Origin of the sequence: Amycolatopsis sp. Poz14 (genome assembly GCF_006704225.1) — a bacterium.
GTDB classification, from domain to species: Bacteria; Actinomycetota; Actinomycetes; order Mycobacteriales; family Pseudonocardiaceae; genus Amycolatopsis; species Amycolatopsis nivea.
Genome location: NZ_JACLHD010000001.1, coordinates 2,632,035 through 2,646,581 on the forward strand (window position 1 = coordinate 2,632,035; position 14,547 = coordinate 2,646,581).

Genomic DNA, 14,547 nt, shown 5'->3' on the forward strand with positions numbered 1-14,547 from the left:
GGTGGATGTGCCCCAGTACGCGGATGTTCCGCACCTCGGCCAGGTCGTTCCCGCTCTGCTCGGCGCGCTGGGCGTGCCCGGCGAGGACGGCGGCCTGGCGCTGCCCGAAGCCCGCAGCGCGTGCGTGCTCCTCATCGACGGCCTCGGCTGGGAACTGCTCGCCCAGCACGCGGCCGACGCCCCCGTTCTCACCGAACTCGCCACCAGCCCCCTGCGAGTCGGCTTCCCGTCGACCACCGCCGCCGGCGTCGCCGCGATCGGCACCGGTCTGGCGTCGGGTGAGCACGGCATGGTCGGCTACACCTTCGAGATCCCGGGAACCGGCGTCCTGAACGCCCTGCGCTGGCGCTCCCACGACGACGGCAGCGACCTCCGAGGCGCCCTGCCGCCCCGCGAAGTCCAACCCCTCCCGACGACCTTCGAACGCGCCGCCGCCGCGGGGATCGAGGCCGCGGTGGTGTCCTCGGCGCATTTCGCCAACACAGCCCTGACGCAAGCAACGCAAAGCGGTGCCCGATACGCCGGCGTACACGCGCTGGGCGACCTGGCCGCGCGAACCTTGGACATCCTCTCGTCGCGCGCGTTTTGCTATGCCTACCACAGCGAATTGGACCTGCTGGGCCACCTTTACGGCCCCGGCTCGACCGCGTGGCGGATGCAGCTCCGGCACGTCGACCGGCTGGTGGAGTCCATTGTGGACGGACTGCCCGCCGGTGCCGTGCTGGCGGTGGTGGCGGACCACGGAATGGTGACCGTCGAGGAGAAACTGAACCTGGAGGACGCTCCGGAACTGCTGGCAGGCGTCCGCGCGTTCGGCGGCGAGGTCCGCGCGCGGCACGTCTACACCGAACCTGGCGCGACGGCGGATGTGGTGGCCGCGTGGCGTGAGGTCCTCGGTCAGCGGGCCTGGGTTTTGCCGCGCGAGGAGGCGATCGCGGCAGGCTGGTTCGGCGCCGCGGTGAGCGATCGGGTGCGTCCGCGGATCGGCGACGTCGTTGCCGCGGCGACGGGAACCTTCGGCATGGTCCGCGAACTCGCCGAGGCCGTGGAATCGAACCTGGTGGGCCAGCACGGCTCGCTGACGTCGGCGGAGCAACTCGTCCCACTGGCGATCGCCCGAGGCTGATCCCTGGCGGAGCTCACGCACCTTCCGCAGCGTCGGCGGGTGCGGCTCGGGGTGTGTGGCCGAACCGACCCGACGTCCGGTTACCGTGGCTGCGTGCCCAGACGCAATCGACCCGGCCGAGGCCGTCCCGATCCCGTCGAACGGCCGGACGCCGGCGCGGTCAGCGGCTGGGCCCGCAGCGAATCCGCCCCCGACGGCGACTGGCTGGTGCGCACCGTCCCCGGCTCGCAGGCCGCGAAGACCTACCGCTGTCCCGGTTGCGACCACGAGATCCGCCCGGGCGTCCCGCACCTGGTCGTGTGGCCCGCCGACGAGACCGGCGGCGTCGCGGATCGCAGGCATTGGCATCGGCCCTGCTGGGAGGCCCGGGCGCGGCGACGGCCGAACCGGCGTTGGTGAACGAGGAAGCGACACGAGCCAGCGAGTAAGGCTACCCTTGCTTGTCGTGATCCAGTCTCACCAGATCTGCGGTCCGACCGGCTCCGCCGCGGCCGAGGACAGCCACGCGGCCTACCTGTCGTCGATCGCGTGCGCCGAACCGGGGCCCGACGGGACGGTCCGGCACCGGCTGCGGCCGGAGTTCGGCGATGGCGCGATCGAGGTCACGACGCTGCGGCGCGGGCTGTCGCTCGTCCGCTACGACGTCGAGTTCTCCGGGACGCACCGGGTCGAATACCGGTTCCCCGGCGACCATTTCGAGCTGGAGCACTGCCTCGGCGGGCGGATGCGCATCCGCGAGTCCGGCGCCGGCACCGGCGAGATGCGCGCCAGCGCGGTGTCGCTGAGTTCCCGCAGCGCTCTCGAAGGAATGGTCGAATACGAGGCGGGGGAGCGTTATCGCGCGGTCTCGGTGACCGGGACCTGGACCGGGCTGGAGTCCTACCTCCAGGACCTCGGCGCGTACTCGCTGCCCGCGATCGGGCCGGAACACCTCGCCCGCCAGCGGTATCTGGGCCGCTCGACGGCGTTGCTGCCCGCCGCCGGTCCGCTGCGGGAGATCTTCGCGCATCGCCGGGGTTCCGCGGGCCGCCTGCTGTTCCTGGAATCCCGGCTGATGGCCGCGCTCGCCGCACTGGCCGACGGGCTGGGAGCCACGCCCGCCGAAACCGGCGAACCTGAGCTGGAAGACCACGAGGCGGCCGCGTTGCGCCGCGTCCCCGACCTGCTGTGGCAGCAGCGCCACGACCCGCCGACGCTGGCTCAGCTGGCCAGGGCGTCCGCGATGTCGGTGCGCCGGCTCACCACCGGATTCCGGGCCCTGTACGGGATTCCGGTGATGGAGCACCACCGGCGCCGCTGCCTCGACCGGGCGGCGGTCCTGCTGGTGGAGACGGACTGGCCGGTCGCGCGGATCGCGTCCGAGGTCGGATACGCGTCGGCGAGCAATTTCGGGTACGCCTTCCGCCGGGACCGCGGTAGTTCGCCCGCCCGGTTCCGGCGCGACCGGACCTGACGCCGCAACGATCTCCACAGCACTGAGCCTCGCGCTCCACACCACAACCGCGCCGAGCCGCCGACGATGACGGCAGCGGTCGCTCGCCGGCCGCGTTGTGGCTCGGACGGAGTGGAGGCTCATGAACGGCGGCATCGACACCGCGACCCCGCGTACCGGAACTGGACGGCTTGTCCTCGTCCTCGGCGGTCTTTCCGCGGTGTCGCCGTTCGCGGTCGACATGTACGCGCCGGGATTCCCGCAGATCGTCTCCTCGTTCGGGACCACCACCGCGGCGGTGCAGTTCTCGCTCACCTCGTGTCTCGTCGGATTCGCGGCGGGGCAGCTCGTGCTCGGCCCGGTCAGCGACACGCTCGGCCGCCGTCGGCTGCTGCTCGCCGGCGCCGCGTTGTTCACGGTCTTTTCCGCGGTGTGCGCGCTCGCCCCGAACCTCGCGGTGTTCGACCTCGCCCGGCTGTGCCAAGGCGTGGCCGGCGGCGCGGGGATCGTGCTCGGACGGGCGGTGATCAGCGATCTGTTCACCGGCGCGGGCGCGACGCGCAGGCTGACCGCGCTCAGCGTGATCGGGTCGACCGCGCCGGTGCTGGCCCCGGTGCTCGGCGGGGCGGTCGTCGGGCTGGGTTCGTGGCGGCTGGTGTTCGCGGTGCTCGCCGTGACCGGGATGCTGCTCCTGGCCGGGGTCGGCTACTGGGTGCCGGAATCGCTGCCGGCGCACCGGCGGCTGCCCGGCGGCTCCCGGCGGGCTGCCGCCGCGATGGGCCGGCTGCTCCGGCGGCGCGCGCTGGTCGGGCATCTCCTCGTGGCCGGCTGCGGGATCGGCGCGTTGTTCGCTTACATCAGCGGCTCGCCGTTCGTCTTCCAGGACGGCTACGGTTTGTCGCCCGCCGTCTACAGCCTCGTTTTCGCGACGAACGCGGCCGGCACCGTCGTGGCCGGCGCGCTGTTCGCCCGGCTCGCCGGACGCGTGCGGCTGAACACCCTGCTCACGATCGGCGTGCTCGTGATGGCGCTCGCGACGGGCACGCTCGTGCTGCTGCTTCTCGCCGGCGTCAGCACGGTGCCCACGACCTGGACCTGCCTGTTCGGCGCGACCTTCGGATTCGGCATCGTGCTGCCCGCTTCGACGACGATCATCCTCGCGATCGGCGGGGACGCCCCCGGCGCGGCCTCCGGCCTGATCGGCGGCGCGCAGTTCCTGATCGGCGCGGCGGCGGCCCCGCTGCCCGGCGCGGCCGGAGCCACCACCGCGCTGTCCACCGCCGTCGCGGTGCTGGGTTTCGCGCTCGTGGCGGCGGTTGCCCTGTTCGTGCTCGCGCGTCCGGGGGAAGGGAACGGCGAGCCCGAAACCGCATGAGCGAAAGGAGATTCCCGTGCCCGTTCCGGAAGACGAACTGACCGCGGCTCTCGAACTGGAGCTCGCCCGGGCCTGCCCCTACCGGCCCAACGCGCAGCACGTGCGGGTGCGGGACGCGGCCCGCCCGGTGCGGATGCGGCTGCCGTCCGGGATGCCGGTGTGGGCAGTGGCCGGGCACCGCGGCATCCGCGCCGTGCTCGCCGACGACCGGTTCAGCGCCGACCGGCAACGGCAGGGTTTCCCCTTTCCCGTGGACGGCCAGCCGGGCGCCTTCCGCCGCACGATGATCTCCATGGACGGCGCCGAGCACCGCGCCGCCAGGTCCGCGGTGGCGGGCGAGTTCACCGTCCGCCGGGTCCGGGGGATGCGGCCGCGGATCGAACGCGTCGTGCACGAATGCCTCGACGCCCTGCTGGCCGGTCCGAAACCCGCGGATCTGGTCCGTGCGCTCGCGTTGCCGGTGCCCTCCCGGGTGATCTGCGAACAGCTCGGGGTGCCCTACTCCGACCACGACTTCTTCCAGACCCGCTCCACCACGATGCTGCTGCGCACCGCCACCGCGCCGCAGCGGCTGCGGGCGATCGACGAACTGCTGGCCGCGCTGGAGACGCTGATCGTCGAAAAGGAAGCGGCCCCGCCCGACGATCTGCTCGGCCGCCAGATCCGGAAGGGCCGCGAGGACGGCGAATACCGGCGGACGGCCTTGGTGCGGATGGCTTTCCTGCTGCTCGTCGCCGGACACGAGACGACGGCGAACATGATTTCGCTCGGCGCGCTGAAGCTGGCGCGTGCTCAGCCGAGGCCGCTCCGGTTGCGGCGAGTCCGCGGCGCGCGGACCTCGACCCCGCTGGCCGGACGAGCGCTGGAACAGGGAACCCCTTACGGCGAAAGCATTTCCTTCCGGCGCGCCCGGTGCCTCCGGACCGCGTCGCGGTTGACGCACGCGTGGGTGCAGTACCGCTGCGTGCCGCTGCGGGTGAAGTCGACGAACGCTCGGCGGCATTCCGCCGCGGCGCAGCGGCCGAGACGGTGCAGGCTGGTCGAGGTCAGGTACTGGGCCGCCGCCACGGAAGTCACCCCGCGCAATACCGCGGGCAGGCGCATCCCGTCGTCCTGGTAGTGCAGATGCCAGCTGTACCCGTCGTGCTCGGTGATCCGCGGGTAGGCGGCGGCCTCGGCCAGCAGGGCGTTCAGCAGCCGGACCCGGTCCGTCTCGTCCGTGGCGTCGACGACCTCGATCCACCGGTCCAGGAAAGCGCACACCTCGGGAAAATCCTCATCGGCGACCGGCGGGACCGGGCCCATCTCCGGTTCGTCCCAGCGTCCGAGCAGGTCGGCGAGGTCCGCGGGACGGTCATTGGAGAGGCCGGTCACGAATTTGAGGAAACTCCGGTAGTAAGAGTTATGCGGCATAAGCCTATTACAGCACGCTCTCGGTATGTCTCTAACGAGCCGCGCTGAGCCCGAAGCTCCGTCCTGGGTTCCGTTGATCGCCGCGTGCGTCGGCACGTTCCTGCTGCTGATCTACACCAGCATCGTCACCGTCGCGCTGCCCGCGATCGGAGCCGAGCTCGGCGCGGGATACGGGCAGCTGCAATGGATCGTGGACGTCTTCACGGTCGCGCTCGCCGGTCTGCTGCTGGGCTTCGGCTCGTTGAGCGATCTCCTCGGCCGCAAGCGCGTCTACCTCGCCGGGCTGGTCCTGTTCTCCGTCGCGACGCTCGCCTGCGGCCTGTCCGGAACGCCCGGCGAGCTGATCGCCGCGCGGGTCGTGCAGGGCGTCGCGGGCGCGGCGATGTTCGCGACGATCCTGCCGCTGGTCGGGCTGACCTACGAGGGCCGGGACCGCGCCCGTGCGTTCGCGGTCTGGGGAACGGTCGCCGGAGTGGCCAGCGCGGTGGGCACCTTCTCCGGCGGCGTGCTCGCGCAGGTGCTCGGCTGGCGCTGGATTTTCTTCGTTTCCCTGCCCATCTGCGCGGTCGCGATCGTCATGGCGGCGACGTCGTTGAAGGAGGGGCCGCGAGCGCGCGGCCGCACCGTCGACTACCCGGGCATCGCCACGTTCTCGCTCGCCGCGACGAGCCTCACCTATTCCGTCATCACCGGCGGCGATCGCGGATGGGCTTCCGCCGGTGCGGTGATCGGGTACCTGGTCACGGCGGTCGCCATCGGCGCGTTTGTGGTCGTCGAACGGCGCAGCAGCGCGCCCATGGTGCCGACCGCCTTGTTCGCGACGCGCCGGTTCCTCGGCGTTTTGCTCGTCGCGTTCAGCTACTACTTCGCCGGATTCGGTGCGCTGCCGGTGATTTCGCTGTGGCTGCAGAACGGGACCGGCCTCAGTTCGGCGGCGACGTCGGCGGTGCTGGCGCTGCAGGTGGTGGTGTTCGTCGCGGTGTCGGCGCTGATCAGCGGACGGTTGCACGCCAGGTCGCCGGGTCGGGTGCTGGGCGGCGCGGCGATGCTGCTCGGCTTCGGCTGCTTGACCGCGGTCGCGGTGCTGCTCAGCCCGACCTGGATCGCCTTGCTGCCGGCGCTGATCCTGACTGGTATCGGCGCGGGCATCGTGTCCCCGGTCTTCCCCGCGGTGGCGATCGCTTCGGTGCCCGCTGAGTACGGCGGCACCGCTGGCGCCGCCGCGAACAGCTCCCGGCAACTCGGATTGGCCTTGGGAATCGCGGTGTCCGGCGCGGTCTACGCGACCCACGGCGAGGGGAGCACCGGGGCGACCCACGGGGTGCTGCTGGTCCTGTCCCTGTGCGGCGCGATCGCGGTAACGAGCGGTCTCGTCGGCAGATGGTTGTTGCGGGACAACACGAACCGCTCGGCCCAAGACATCACCGACGGCTCAACCCGGGGCAACGCCAACCGCTCGACCCGGACCACCACCAACCATCTCAGCGAAAGGTGACCTGTCCGGCCGCGAGTTCACCGCGCAAGCTGCCTACCTGATGCGATAACCGGCGGACTTTCCACGCCAGGGTTCAGGGCAGCGAACCGCAGAATCGGACCCCAGCCCAGCCCAGCCCAGCCTCACCGCCGGAAATGCCGCGAAATCGCCCCGTCGTACTCCTCCTCCACGTAATCCGTAAAACCCAGCTTCTCCACCACCCGCAACGACGGCGTGTTCGTCACCGCCACGCTGATCAGCACCGGAATCGCCGGTATCTCCCGCTCCGCCCACTCCACCGACGCCCGCGCGGCCTCCACCGCGTAGCCCTTCCCCCACGCCGACGGGCGGAAGCGGTACGCCAGGTTCAGCACCTTCTCGCCCCGGAACTCCCGGTTGCGCACTCCGGCCATGCCGATCACGTCCGACCCGTCGGCGGCTTCCGGCCTGCCTCGCTCCCGGACCGCCAGATACCCATAGCCGAACGTCGCCCAGTGCTCGAGCCAGCTGTCGAACATCACCAGCGTGGTCGCGGTGTCCGGCGGACGCGGGTTGTACCGGTTCGTCTCCGGGTCGCTCTGGATCTCCACCACCGCTTGCCGATCCGCCTCCACGAAGTGCCGCAGCACCAGCCTTTCCGTCACGATCTCTGTCACGCCCCCGACCATAACGACGGGGTCCGACAAAAATCGCGCCCCAAAACAGCGACAATCTCCGCCATGACCGAACTGCCGTTGGTGCTCCTGCACGCCTTCCCGCTCGACGCCCGCATGTGGGACCCGGTCCGCGCGCCGCTCGCGGAACGCTTCCGGGTCATCACGCCTGATCAGCGCGGCCTCGGCCGGAGTCCGCTGCCGGAGAGCGAAGCCGAGCCGGAGCTGGCGGACGCGGCGAGGGACGTCGTCGCGCTCCTGGACAAGCTCGAACTCGACCAGGTGGTTCTCGGCGGCTGTTCGATGGGCGGCTACCTCGCGATGGCCGTCCTGCGGCAGGCGCCCGAGCGCGTCGGCGGGCTGGTCCTCATCGACACCAAAGCTGCCGCGGACACACCCGAAGCCGCGCAAACCCGGCTCGACGTCGCGAATCGCGCCGAGGCCGAAGGCGTCAAAGGCTGGCTGGCCGACGCGAATCTGCCGAACCTGCTGGCCGACACCGCGTCCGCCGACGTTCGCGCGCGCGTGCGCGAATTGATCGACGCGCAGCCGCCGTCCGGGGTCGCCTGGGCCGCGCGGGCGATGCGCAACCGGCCCGATTCCGTTGACCTGCTGCGCGAAACCGACGTTCCGGCGCTCGTCATCGTGGGGGAGCGCGACGCGATCACGCCGCTCGACGCCGCCAACACCATGGTCGAAGCACTCCCCGACGCGACCCTCGCCGTTCTCCCGGACGTCGGGCACCTGACGCCGTTGGAGGACCCGGCGGGCGTGGTCGAAGCGATCCTCGGCTGGGTCAGCTGAAGTAGTCGACGGCCGCGGCGCGTGCTTCGTCGAGGCGGTGCGGGAAGCGCTGTGCGATCAGAAACCGCCACGTGACCGCGAAGAGCGAGCGAAGCTGCGTACACGTCGCGAGGACGGCTTCGTCCGCTTCGCCCGGGTACGCGGCGAGGAACTCCGGACCGCCCTGTCGCGCGAGGATCGCCAGGTCCCATTCGAGCGGTCCGCGCCAGGTGTCCTCGAAGTCGAGCCAGCACGGGCCGTCGGCGGTTTCGATGAGGTTGCCGGGATGTGCGTCGCCGTGCAGGGGCTGGACCGGGCCGGAGGGCAGCAGCGCGGCGAGCCGTTCCGTTTCCGCGCCGATCCGGTCGGCGAACCCGTCCAGCAGCGAACCGCTGCGGGCGACGGTGTCCAGCAGCTCGCCGACCGGGCCGCGGGACGGCAGTTCGCCGGGATAGCCGCGCAACGCGGCGTGGACCCGGGCGAGCGACGCGGCGGTCTCGTCCGGCCCGTGCCGATGGTCCGGATCGTGCGGGGTCCAGTGCCAGAGCGTGACCGGCAACCCCTCCGCGAAATGCGGTCCGGCCGGGGGATCCGCGGTCGGTGAGACGACGCGCACACCACGTTCGGTGAGGTAGGCCGAAAGGGCGACATCCCGTTCGAGCCACGCCGTCGCGTCCGGCCGCAGCAACCGCGTGGTGGCCGGGACCCTCGCTACCACCGGACCCATCCTCACCAGCACGTTCGAGCGCTCGTGCAGCACCTCGGCCGACCCCGTCGCCAGGCCGAACCGGCGGCCGGCGGCGAGCGCGGAGGAGACCGCCGCGGCGCGGAACGGGTCGGTCATGCGGTGATCTAAGCAGCCGGTGCGAGCGACTGTCGGTACCGAGGGCTACGATCCCCTTGACCGCCCGGATCAGGCCCGCCTGAGCCCGAGCGCCCCGAAGTTGACCACCACAAGGTTGCAGTGTTGGAGGCAGGAGTGACGGCCGTAGCCCCCAAGCCGATCGCGACGCGCCCGTATCCCGCGCGCGAGACGGCAAAGGGTTCGTACCTGCTGCGGTTGTTCCGCACGACGGACCACAAGCAGATCGGGATCATGTATCTGGTCTCGTCGTTCGCCTTCTTCATGATCGGCGGCGCGATGGCCATGCTCATCCGGACGGAGCTCGCCCAGCCCGGGCAGCAGTTCCTGTCCCAGGAGCAGTACAACCAGCTGTTCACCATGCACGGCACGGTGATGCTGCTGCTGTACGCGACGCCGAGCCTCTTCGGGTTCGCGAACTTCGTCCTGCCGCTGCAGATCGGCTCGCCCGACGTGGCGTTCCCGCGGCTGAACGCGTTCTCCTACTGGCTGTTCCTGTTCGGCAGCCTGATCGTGCTGTCCGGCTTCCTGACGCCCGGCGGCGCCGCCGACTTCGGCTGGTTCGCCTACACGCCGCTCTCGGACGCCATCCACTCGCCCGGCGTCGGTGCCGACCTGTGGATCGCGGGCCTGGCAGTATCCGGTCTGGGCACCATCCTCGGTGCGGTCAACATGATCACCACGGTGGTCTGCCTGCGCGCACCGGGCATGACGATGTACCGGATGCCGATCTTCACCTGGAACATCCTGATCACGAGCATCCTGATCCTGCTCGCGTTCCCGATCCTCACCGCGGCCCTGTTCGGCCTGATGGCGGACCGGCACCTCGGCGCCCACGTGTTCGACCCGGCCAACGGCGGGGTGATCCTGTGGCAGCACCTGTTCTGGTTCTTCGGCCATCCCGAGGTCTACATCGTCGCGTTGCCGTTCTTCGGAATCGTGTCGGAGATCTTCCCGGTCTTCAGCCGCAAGCCGGTGTTCGGCTACAAGGGCCTGGTCTTCGCGACGCTGTCGATCGCGGCGCTGTCGGTGGCGGTGTGGGCGCACCACATGTACGCGACCGGTGCGGTCCTGCTGCCGTTCTTCTCCTTCATGACGTTCCTCATCGCGGTCCCGACCGGCGTGAAGTTCTTCAACTGGATCGGCACGATGTGGAAGGGCCAGCTGTCCTTCGAGACGCCGATGATCTTCTCGATGGGCTTCATCGTCACGTTCCTCTTCGGCGGTCTGACCGGCATCATGCTGGCCGCCCCGGCGATCGACTTCCACGTGTCGGACAGCTACTTCGTGGTGGCGCACTTCCACTACGTCCTCTACGGCACGATCGTGTTCGCGACCTTCGCCGGGATCTACTTCTGGTTCCCGAAGATCACCGGCCGGATGATGGACGAGAAGCTCGGGAAGTGGCACTTCTGGACCACGTTCATCGGCTTCCACACCACGTTCCTGGTCCAGCACTGGCTGGGCGCGGAGGGCATGCCGCGGCGTTACGCGGACTACCTGGCCAGCGACGGGTTCACCACGCTGAACACGATCTCCACGATCGGCGCGTACATCCTCGGGGCGTCCACGCTGCCGTTCATCTGGAACGTGTTCAAGAGCTACCGGTACGGCGAGATCGTCACGGTCGACGACCCGTGGGGCTACGGCAACTCGCTCGAGTGGGCCACGTCCTGCCCGCCGCCGCGGCACAACTTCACCGAACTGCCCCGGATCCGCTCCGAGCGGCCGGCGTTCGAACTGCACTACCCGCACATGGTCGAACGCCTCCACGCGGAAGGCGAGATCGGCTTCTTCGGCAAGGCCAAGCACGTCGGGGCCCCGTCGCAGAAGCTCGTGGACGCCACCATGCCGGGCGACCACAGCAAGGACAACGCGAGCGAGCAGTAACGAGCGCTCGCAGGATGTGCCCGGCGCGTGCCCGGTCGAGGTTTCTCTCGGCCGGGCACGCGCCGTTTTTGCGTCCGGAGTGCCGTGGCTCGGCTGGCTGGAACCGGCGTGAAGGCTCCCGAGGACCGACTGGGCCGCCAGACCTAGCCCGAGCACCGTTCGCACGGCCGATCCGTTGCCGCTCGGCCTGCTTTCGTCAGAGACCTCTCGGCGGCCTGAGTCGCCCGCCTGCTGCCGCTGAGGACCGCCCGTGGACTCCTAGCCGTCCGCCGCGCGCACCTGACCCCGCCGCTCATTCGGCCTCATCCGACCCGCCCTCAGCGCCGCTCATCGCCCGTTCGTGGCACCGGCGGTGTGAAGCACGGCACGGGGGCATTCTGCCCGCCGCCACTGGAGGCCAGACTGGGCGTGCCGACTCGCCGTGGCCTAAGCGTCGGTGCCGAGACGAACGAGGGATACCGAACCAGTGAGCCAGACTCCCGTCCTCATCACCACGACCGGTCCGGACAAGCCCGGGGTCTCGTCCGTGCTGTTCGCCGTGCTCACCCGGCACGACGTGGACGTGCTCGACATCGAGCAGGTGGTCATCCGCGGGCAGCTCGTGCTCGGCGTGCTCGCCGGCGTCTACCGCGACCCGGAGGGGCTCCAGGAGTCCGTCGAGCAGGCGATGGCGACCGTCGGCATGGAGGTCGAGGTCCGGATCGGCGACGCGATCGGCGCGGACCCATTCGCGCTCGGCCGGCGCGATTCGTCGCACGTGCTCGTCCTGCTCGGGCGTCCGGTGACCGCGCGGGCGTTCTCCGAGATCGCGCGGCGGCTGGCGGGCGTCGGGGCGAACATCGACTCGATCCGCAGCGTCGCCGACTACCCGGTGACCGGGCTCGAGCTGTACGTCTCGGTGCGCGAAGACACCGAGGAAACGGACGCCGAACTGCGGTCCATGCTGGCCGACGCGGCGTCCGAGGCCAACATTGACGTCGCCGTCGAGCGCGCGGGCATCACGCGCCGGGCGAAGCGGCTGGTGGTCTTCGACGTCGACTCCACGCTCGTGCAGGGCGAGGTCATCGAGATGCTCGGCGCGTACGCCGGGGTCGAGGAGCAGGTCCGCGAGATCACCGAGGCGGCGATGCGCGGCGAGCTGAACTTCGCCGAGTCGCTGGAGCGGCGCGTTTCGCTGCTCGCCGGGCTGCCCGCCAGCGTGATGGACGAGGTCGCGGCGAAACTCGAGCTGACCCCGGGGGCCCGCACGACCGTCCGCACGCTCAAGCGCATGGGCTTCCGCTGCGGCGTCGTCTCCGGCGGGTTTACCCAGGTCATCGACCATCTCGTGGACGACCTCGGCCTCGACTTCGCGGCGGCCAACGAACTGGAGGTCGTCGACGGCAAGCTCACCGGCCGCGTGGTCGGCGACATCGTGGACCGGGCGGGCAAGGCGACCGCGCTGCGCCGGTTCGCCGGCGAGTACGGGATCCCGCTGGGCGCGTGCGTCGCGGTCGGAGACGGAGCCAACGACATCGACATGCTGGCCGCGGCCGGCATGGGCGTCGCGTTCAACGCCAAGCCCGCGCTGCGCGAGGTCGCCGACACCGCGCTCTCGCACCCGTACCTCGACGCGGTGCTGTTCGTCCTCGGCGTCACGCGCGCCGAGGTCGAGGCGGCGGACGCGGCCGACGGACTCGAACTGGCCCGCCCGTGAACCCGCTGCTCGAACCGCTGCGCGCCCGGTACGCCTCGTGGCTCGGGCTGCCCGCCGAGGACACCTCGGACACGTCCGACGAGAACCCGGACGAGGTCCGCGCGATGCCGATCATCCTGCGGATCGAACGCGCCGAACCGCCCGGCCGCACCGCGCTGCTCGAAGCGGCGGCCGCGGCGGCGCTGGCGGTGTGCCTGGACGACCGCGTCCAGCCCGGCGGCGAATGGGCCGAGCCGGTGCACGCGTGGCTGGACAACCGCATCCGGAAGGTCGCGCGCCGGGCTCGTGGCGCGCACTGGCAGGCGGTGCTCGACCAGCCGGGAATCACCATCGAGGTCGACGGCGCGCAGGCGCGTGCGCTCGTGCCCGGGCTGGTCAGGGAGGCCCCGAAAGAGGTCTCGCGACTGCAGATCTCCGGCAGCGAACTGCCCGCCGACACGCCCGGCCCGGCCCCGGCGGACGTCCCGTTGGTGATGCTGAACCCGGACGTCCCGATGACCGTCGGCAAGGCGTCCGCGCAGGTCGGGCACGCCACGATGATCCTCGCGGCACTGCTGCCGGACGACGAACTGGCGGCCTGGGCGGCGAAGGACTACCGGGTCGCGGTCCGCACGCCCAGCCCGGCCCGGTGGAAGGAGCTGTGCCCGGTCGAGGACCCGGAGGCGGGCTGGCGGGACAACCGCGTCATCGCCGTCCGCGACGCGGGATTCACCGAGGTCGATCCCGGCACGATCACCGTGCTGGCGCAGCAGCCCGGAACATCGGCGTGACCCGCGCGGTTGCGCCAATGCAGTGACCCGACGGGTGGAAAGGCGTCTCGGATGACCTTGGAAGTACAGCGCGAAGGCACGCACAGTTTCGTAGGCCGCAACGAGCGCGGCGCGGAAGTACGGCTGGGCCGGGCCGGCGCGGAGGGCGCGTTCTCCCCGGCAGAACTGCTGCAGATCGCGGCGGCGGGCTGCTCCGCGGTGACGGCGGAACAGCTGATCACGCGGCGAGTGGGCGAGGACTCGAAGTTCAGGGTCTCCGTGACCGCAGACCGGCGCGAGGGAGCCTCGGAACTGGACGCGGTGCACGTCGCGTTCGACGTCGACGTGTCGGCACTGGACGAAACCCAGCGGGAGGCGCTGGCGGGCGCGGTGGACCGGGCGATCGAGCGGCTGTGCACGGTGAGCCGGACGCTGAAGAAGGCGATTCCGGTGACGGAGACTTTCCCGACTGCCTGAGTCTCAGCGGTGGGCCGTCGAATCGCGCTAGTGGGCGCTTCGTGGCAAGGATGTCAGGCCGCGACGGGCGGTTCGTGAGTCGCGCAGTCAAGCGGCCGACGAAGGTCTGCGGTGGAGCGGCGCGGAAGGTCATGCCTGCCGAGCCGCTCCCGCCGACCACAGCAGAGCCGCTGAAACCGAAACCCGCGGACCGCCAACCCTTGCCCAGCAAGGCTTCCCGGCCGGGTCGCTACCAGTAAAGGCAACCCGGCGTCGAGCTGATCCGGCTCAGCTTTGCCACACCACGTACGCCTGGTCGGCGTCCGTGGTCATCGCCTCGATGAACTTCTCGTTGTCGAAGCCGGGCAAGGTCTGCAGGCGTTCGATGAGGGCGTCCGCGGCCGGGTCGCCGCTCGGGACCGCGGTGCCTTTGCCGTCGTTGCCGACCAGCATGAAGAAGACGTCTTCGTTCCAGGGGCCGTCCGGGATGACTCTCACCATGACGGATTGCAGGTCCGACCACGTCACAGCTTCTTCGCTGCCATCGGCGAGCCGGCGCCGGACCCCGGTGTCGTCAACACTGACGGTCCGGGATTGGGCGCTGGACGAATCCTGGGTCAACGGTGCTCCCTGTCGTG

General features: G+C 70.7%; 14 protein-coding genes. 10 read left to right on the plus strand and 4 right to left on the minus strand.

Going from position 1 to position 14,547, the window contains the following annotated elements; translation table 11 throughout:
- Position 1: 1 nt before the first annotated feature.
- From FKO37_RS13005 to FKO37_RS13020, 4 genes are all read left to right on the plus strand, one after another.
- Positions 2 to 1,126: an alkaline phosphatase family protein gene (locus FKO37_RS13005; protein ID WP_238604494.1), complete on the plus strand. Its 1,125-nt coding sequence runs from the start codon at positions 2 to 4 to the stop codon at positions 1,124 to 1,126.
- 93 nt (positions 1,127 to 1,219) lie between these two features.
- Complete coding sequence (locus FKO37_RS13010) at positions 1,220 to 1,525, plus strand: hypothetical protein (RefSeq protein ID WP_238604495.1); 306 nt, start codon at positions 1,220 to 1,222, stop codon at positions 1,523 to 1,525.
- A gap of 46 nt (positions 1,526 to 1,571) precedes the next feature.
- Positions 1,572 to 2,579 (plus strand): AraC family transcriptional regulator, encoded by a 1,008-nt coding sequence (locus tag FKO37_RS47545; RefSeq protein WP_238604496.1) that lies wholly within the window; start codon positions 1,572 to 1,574, stop codon positions 2,577 to 2,579.
- Positions 2,580 to 2,700: 121 nt separating this feature from the next.
- The gene (locus tag FKO37_RS13020) at positions 2,701 to 3,933 is read left to right on the plus strand and encodes a multidrug effflux MFS transporter (protein ID WP_238604497.1); all 1,233 of its coding nucleotides are present in this window, start codon (positions 2,701 to 2,703) and stop codon (positions 3,931 to 3,933) included.
- An 879-nt stretch (positions 3,934 to 4,812) separates the two neighbouring features.
- On the opposite strand, the gene FKO37_RS47550 is transcribed toward FKO37_RS13020, so the two are convergent.
- Complete coding sequence (locus tag FKO37_RS47550; protein ID WP_308196527.1) at positions 4,813 to 5,346, minus strand: CGNR zinc finger domain-containing protein; 534 nt, start codon at positions 5,344 to 5,346, stop codon at positions 4,813 to 4,815.
- A 25-nt stretch (positions 5,347 to 5,371) separates the two neighbouring features.
- On the opposite strand from FKO37_RS47550, the gene FKO37_RS13030 reads away from it, so the two are divergent.
- Positions 5,372 to 6,841, plus strand: a complete 1,470-nt coding sequence (locus tag FKO37_RS13030; RefSeq protein ID WP_238604498.1) for an MFS transporter — start codon at positions 5,372 to 5,374, stop codon at positions 6,839 to 6,841.
- A gap of 122 nt (positions 6,842 to 6,963) precedes the next feature.
- On the opposite strand, the gene FKO37_RS13035 is transcribed toward FKO37_RS13030, so the two are convergent.
- Positions 6,964 to 7,488: a GNAT family N-acetyltransferase gene (locus FKO37_RS13035; RefSeq protein WP_037815293.1), complete on the minus strand. Its 525-nt coding sequence runs from the start codon at positions 7,486 to 7,488 to the stop codon at positions 6,964 to 6,966.
- Between the two features lie 51 nt (positions 7,489 to 7,539).
- On the opposite strand from FKO37_RS13035, the gene FKO37_RS13040 reads away from it, so the two are divergent.
- Positions 7,540 to 8,277: an alpha/beta fold hydrolase gene (locus FKO37_RS13040; protein WP_238604499.1), complete on the plus strand. Its 738-nt coding sequence runs from the start codon at positions 7,540 to 7,542 to the stop codon at positions 8,275 to 8,277.
- Here the strand turns inward: FKO37_RS13040 and FKO37_RS13045 are convergent.
- On the minus strand, positions 8,270 to 9,100 hold the full coding sequence (locus tag FKO37_RS13045; RefSeq protein WP_238604500.1) for an aminoglycoside phosphotransferase family protein: 831 nt from the start codon (positions 9,098 to 9,100) through the stop codon (positions 8,270 to 8,272). The two genes, FKO37_RS13040 and FKO37_RS13045, sit on opposite strands and share 8 nt — an antisense overlap.
- A 135-nt stretch (positions 9,101 to 9,235) precedes the next feature.
- Here FKO37_RS13045 and ctaD point away from each other — a divergent pair, with 135 nt between their 5' ends.
- From ctaD to FKO37_RS13065, 4 genes are all read left to right on the plus strand, one after another.
- A complete protein-coding gene (gene ctaD, locus FKO37_RS13050) occupies positions 9,236 to 11,008 on the plus strand; it encodes a cytochrome c oxidase subunit I (protein WP_037815289.1) in 1,773 nt (590 codons plus the stop codon).
- Positions 11,009 to 11,474: 466 nt separating this feature from the next.
- Positions 11,475 to 12,704 carry a phosphoserine phosphatase SerB gene (gene serB / locus FKO37_RS13055; protein WP_037815286.1) on the plus strand — a complete coding sequence of 410 codons (1,230 nt, stop codon included), beginning with the start codon at positions 11,475 to 11,477 and terminating at the stop codon, positions 12,702 to 12,704.
- A complete protein-coding gene (locus FKO37_RS13060; protein ID WP_238604501.1) occupies positions 12,701 to 13,474 on the plus strand; it encodes a peptidyl-tRNA hydrolase in 774 nt (257 codons plus the stop codon). The genes serB and FKO37_RS13060 overlap by 4 nt, the downstream gene beginning before the upstream one ends.
- A gap of 51 nt (positions 13,475 to 13,525) precedes the next feature.
- Complete coding sequence (locus FKO37_RS13065) at positions 13,526 to 13,930, plus strand: OsmC family protein (RefSeq protein ID WP_134667353.1); 405 nt, start codon at positions 13,526 to 13,528, stop codon at positions 13,928 to 13,930.
- A gap of 267 nt (positions 13,931 to 14,197) precedes the next feature.
- Here FKO37_RS13065 and FKO37_RS13070 read toward each other — a convergent pair whose 3' ends face one another.
- Positions 14,198 to 14,530, minus strand: a complete 333-nt coding sequence (locus FKO37_RS13070; protein WP_037815281.1) for a hypothetical protein — start codon at positions 14,528 to 14,530, stop codon at positions 14,198 to 14,200.
- Between the last annotated feature and the right edge of the window lie 17 nt (positions 14,531 to 14,547).

Coding starts and splice junctions, on each gene's coding strand:
- FKO37_RS13020 (WP_238604497.1), top strand. CDS start 2,701: ATGAACGGCGGCATCGACACCGCGACCCCGCGTACCGGAACTGGACGG.
- FKO37_RS47550 (WP_308196527.1), bottom strand. CDS start 5,346: ATGCCGCATAACTCTTACTACCGGAGTTTCCTCAAATTCGTGACCGGC.
- FKO37_RS13030 (WP_238604498.1), top strand. CDS start 5,372: ATGTCTCTAACGAGCCGCGCTGAGCCCGAAGCTCCGTCCTGGGTTCCG.
- FKO37_RS13035 (WP_037815293.1), bottom strand. CDS start 7,488: ATGGTCGGGGGCGTGACAGAGATCGTGACGGAAAGGCTGGTGCTGCGG.
- FKO37_RS13040 (WP_238604499.1), top strand. CDS start 7,540: ATGACCGAACTGCCGTTGGTGCTCCTGCACGCCTTCCCGCTCGACGCC.
- FKO37_RS13045 (WP_238604500.1), bottom strand. CDS start 9,100: ATGACCGACCCGTTCCGCGCCGCGGCGGTCTCCTCCGCGCTCGCCGCC.
- FKO37_RS13065 (WP_134667353.1), top strand. CDS start 13,526: ATGACCTTGGAAGTACAGCGCGAAGGCACGCACAGTTTCGTAGGCCGC.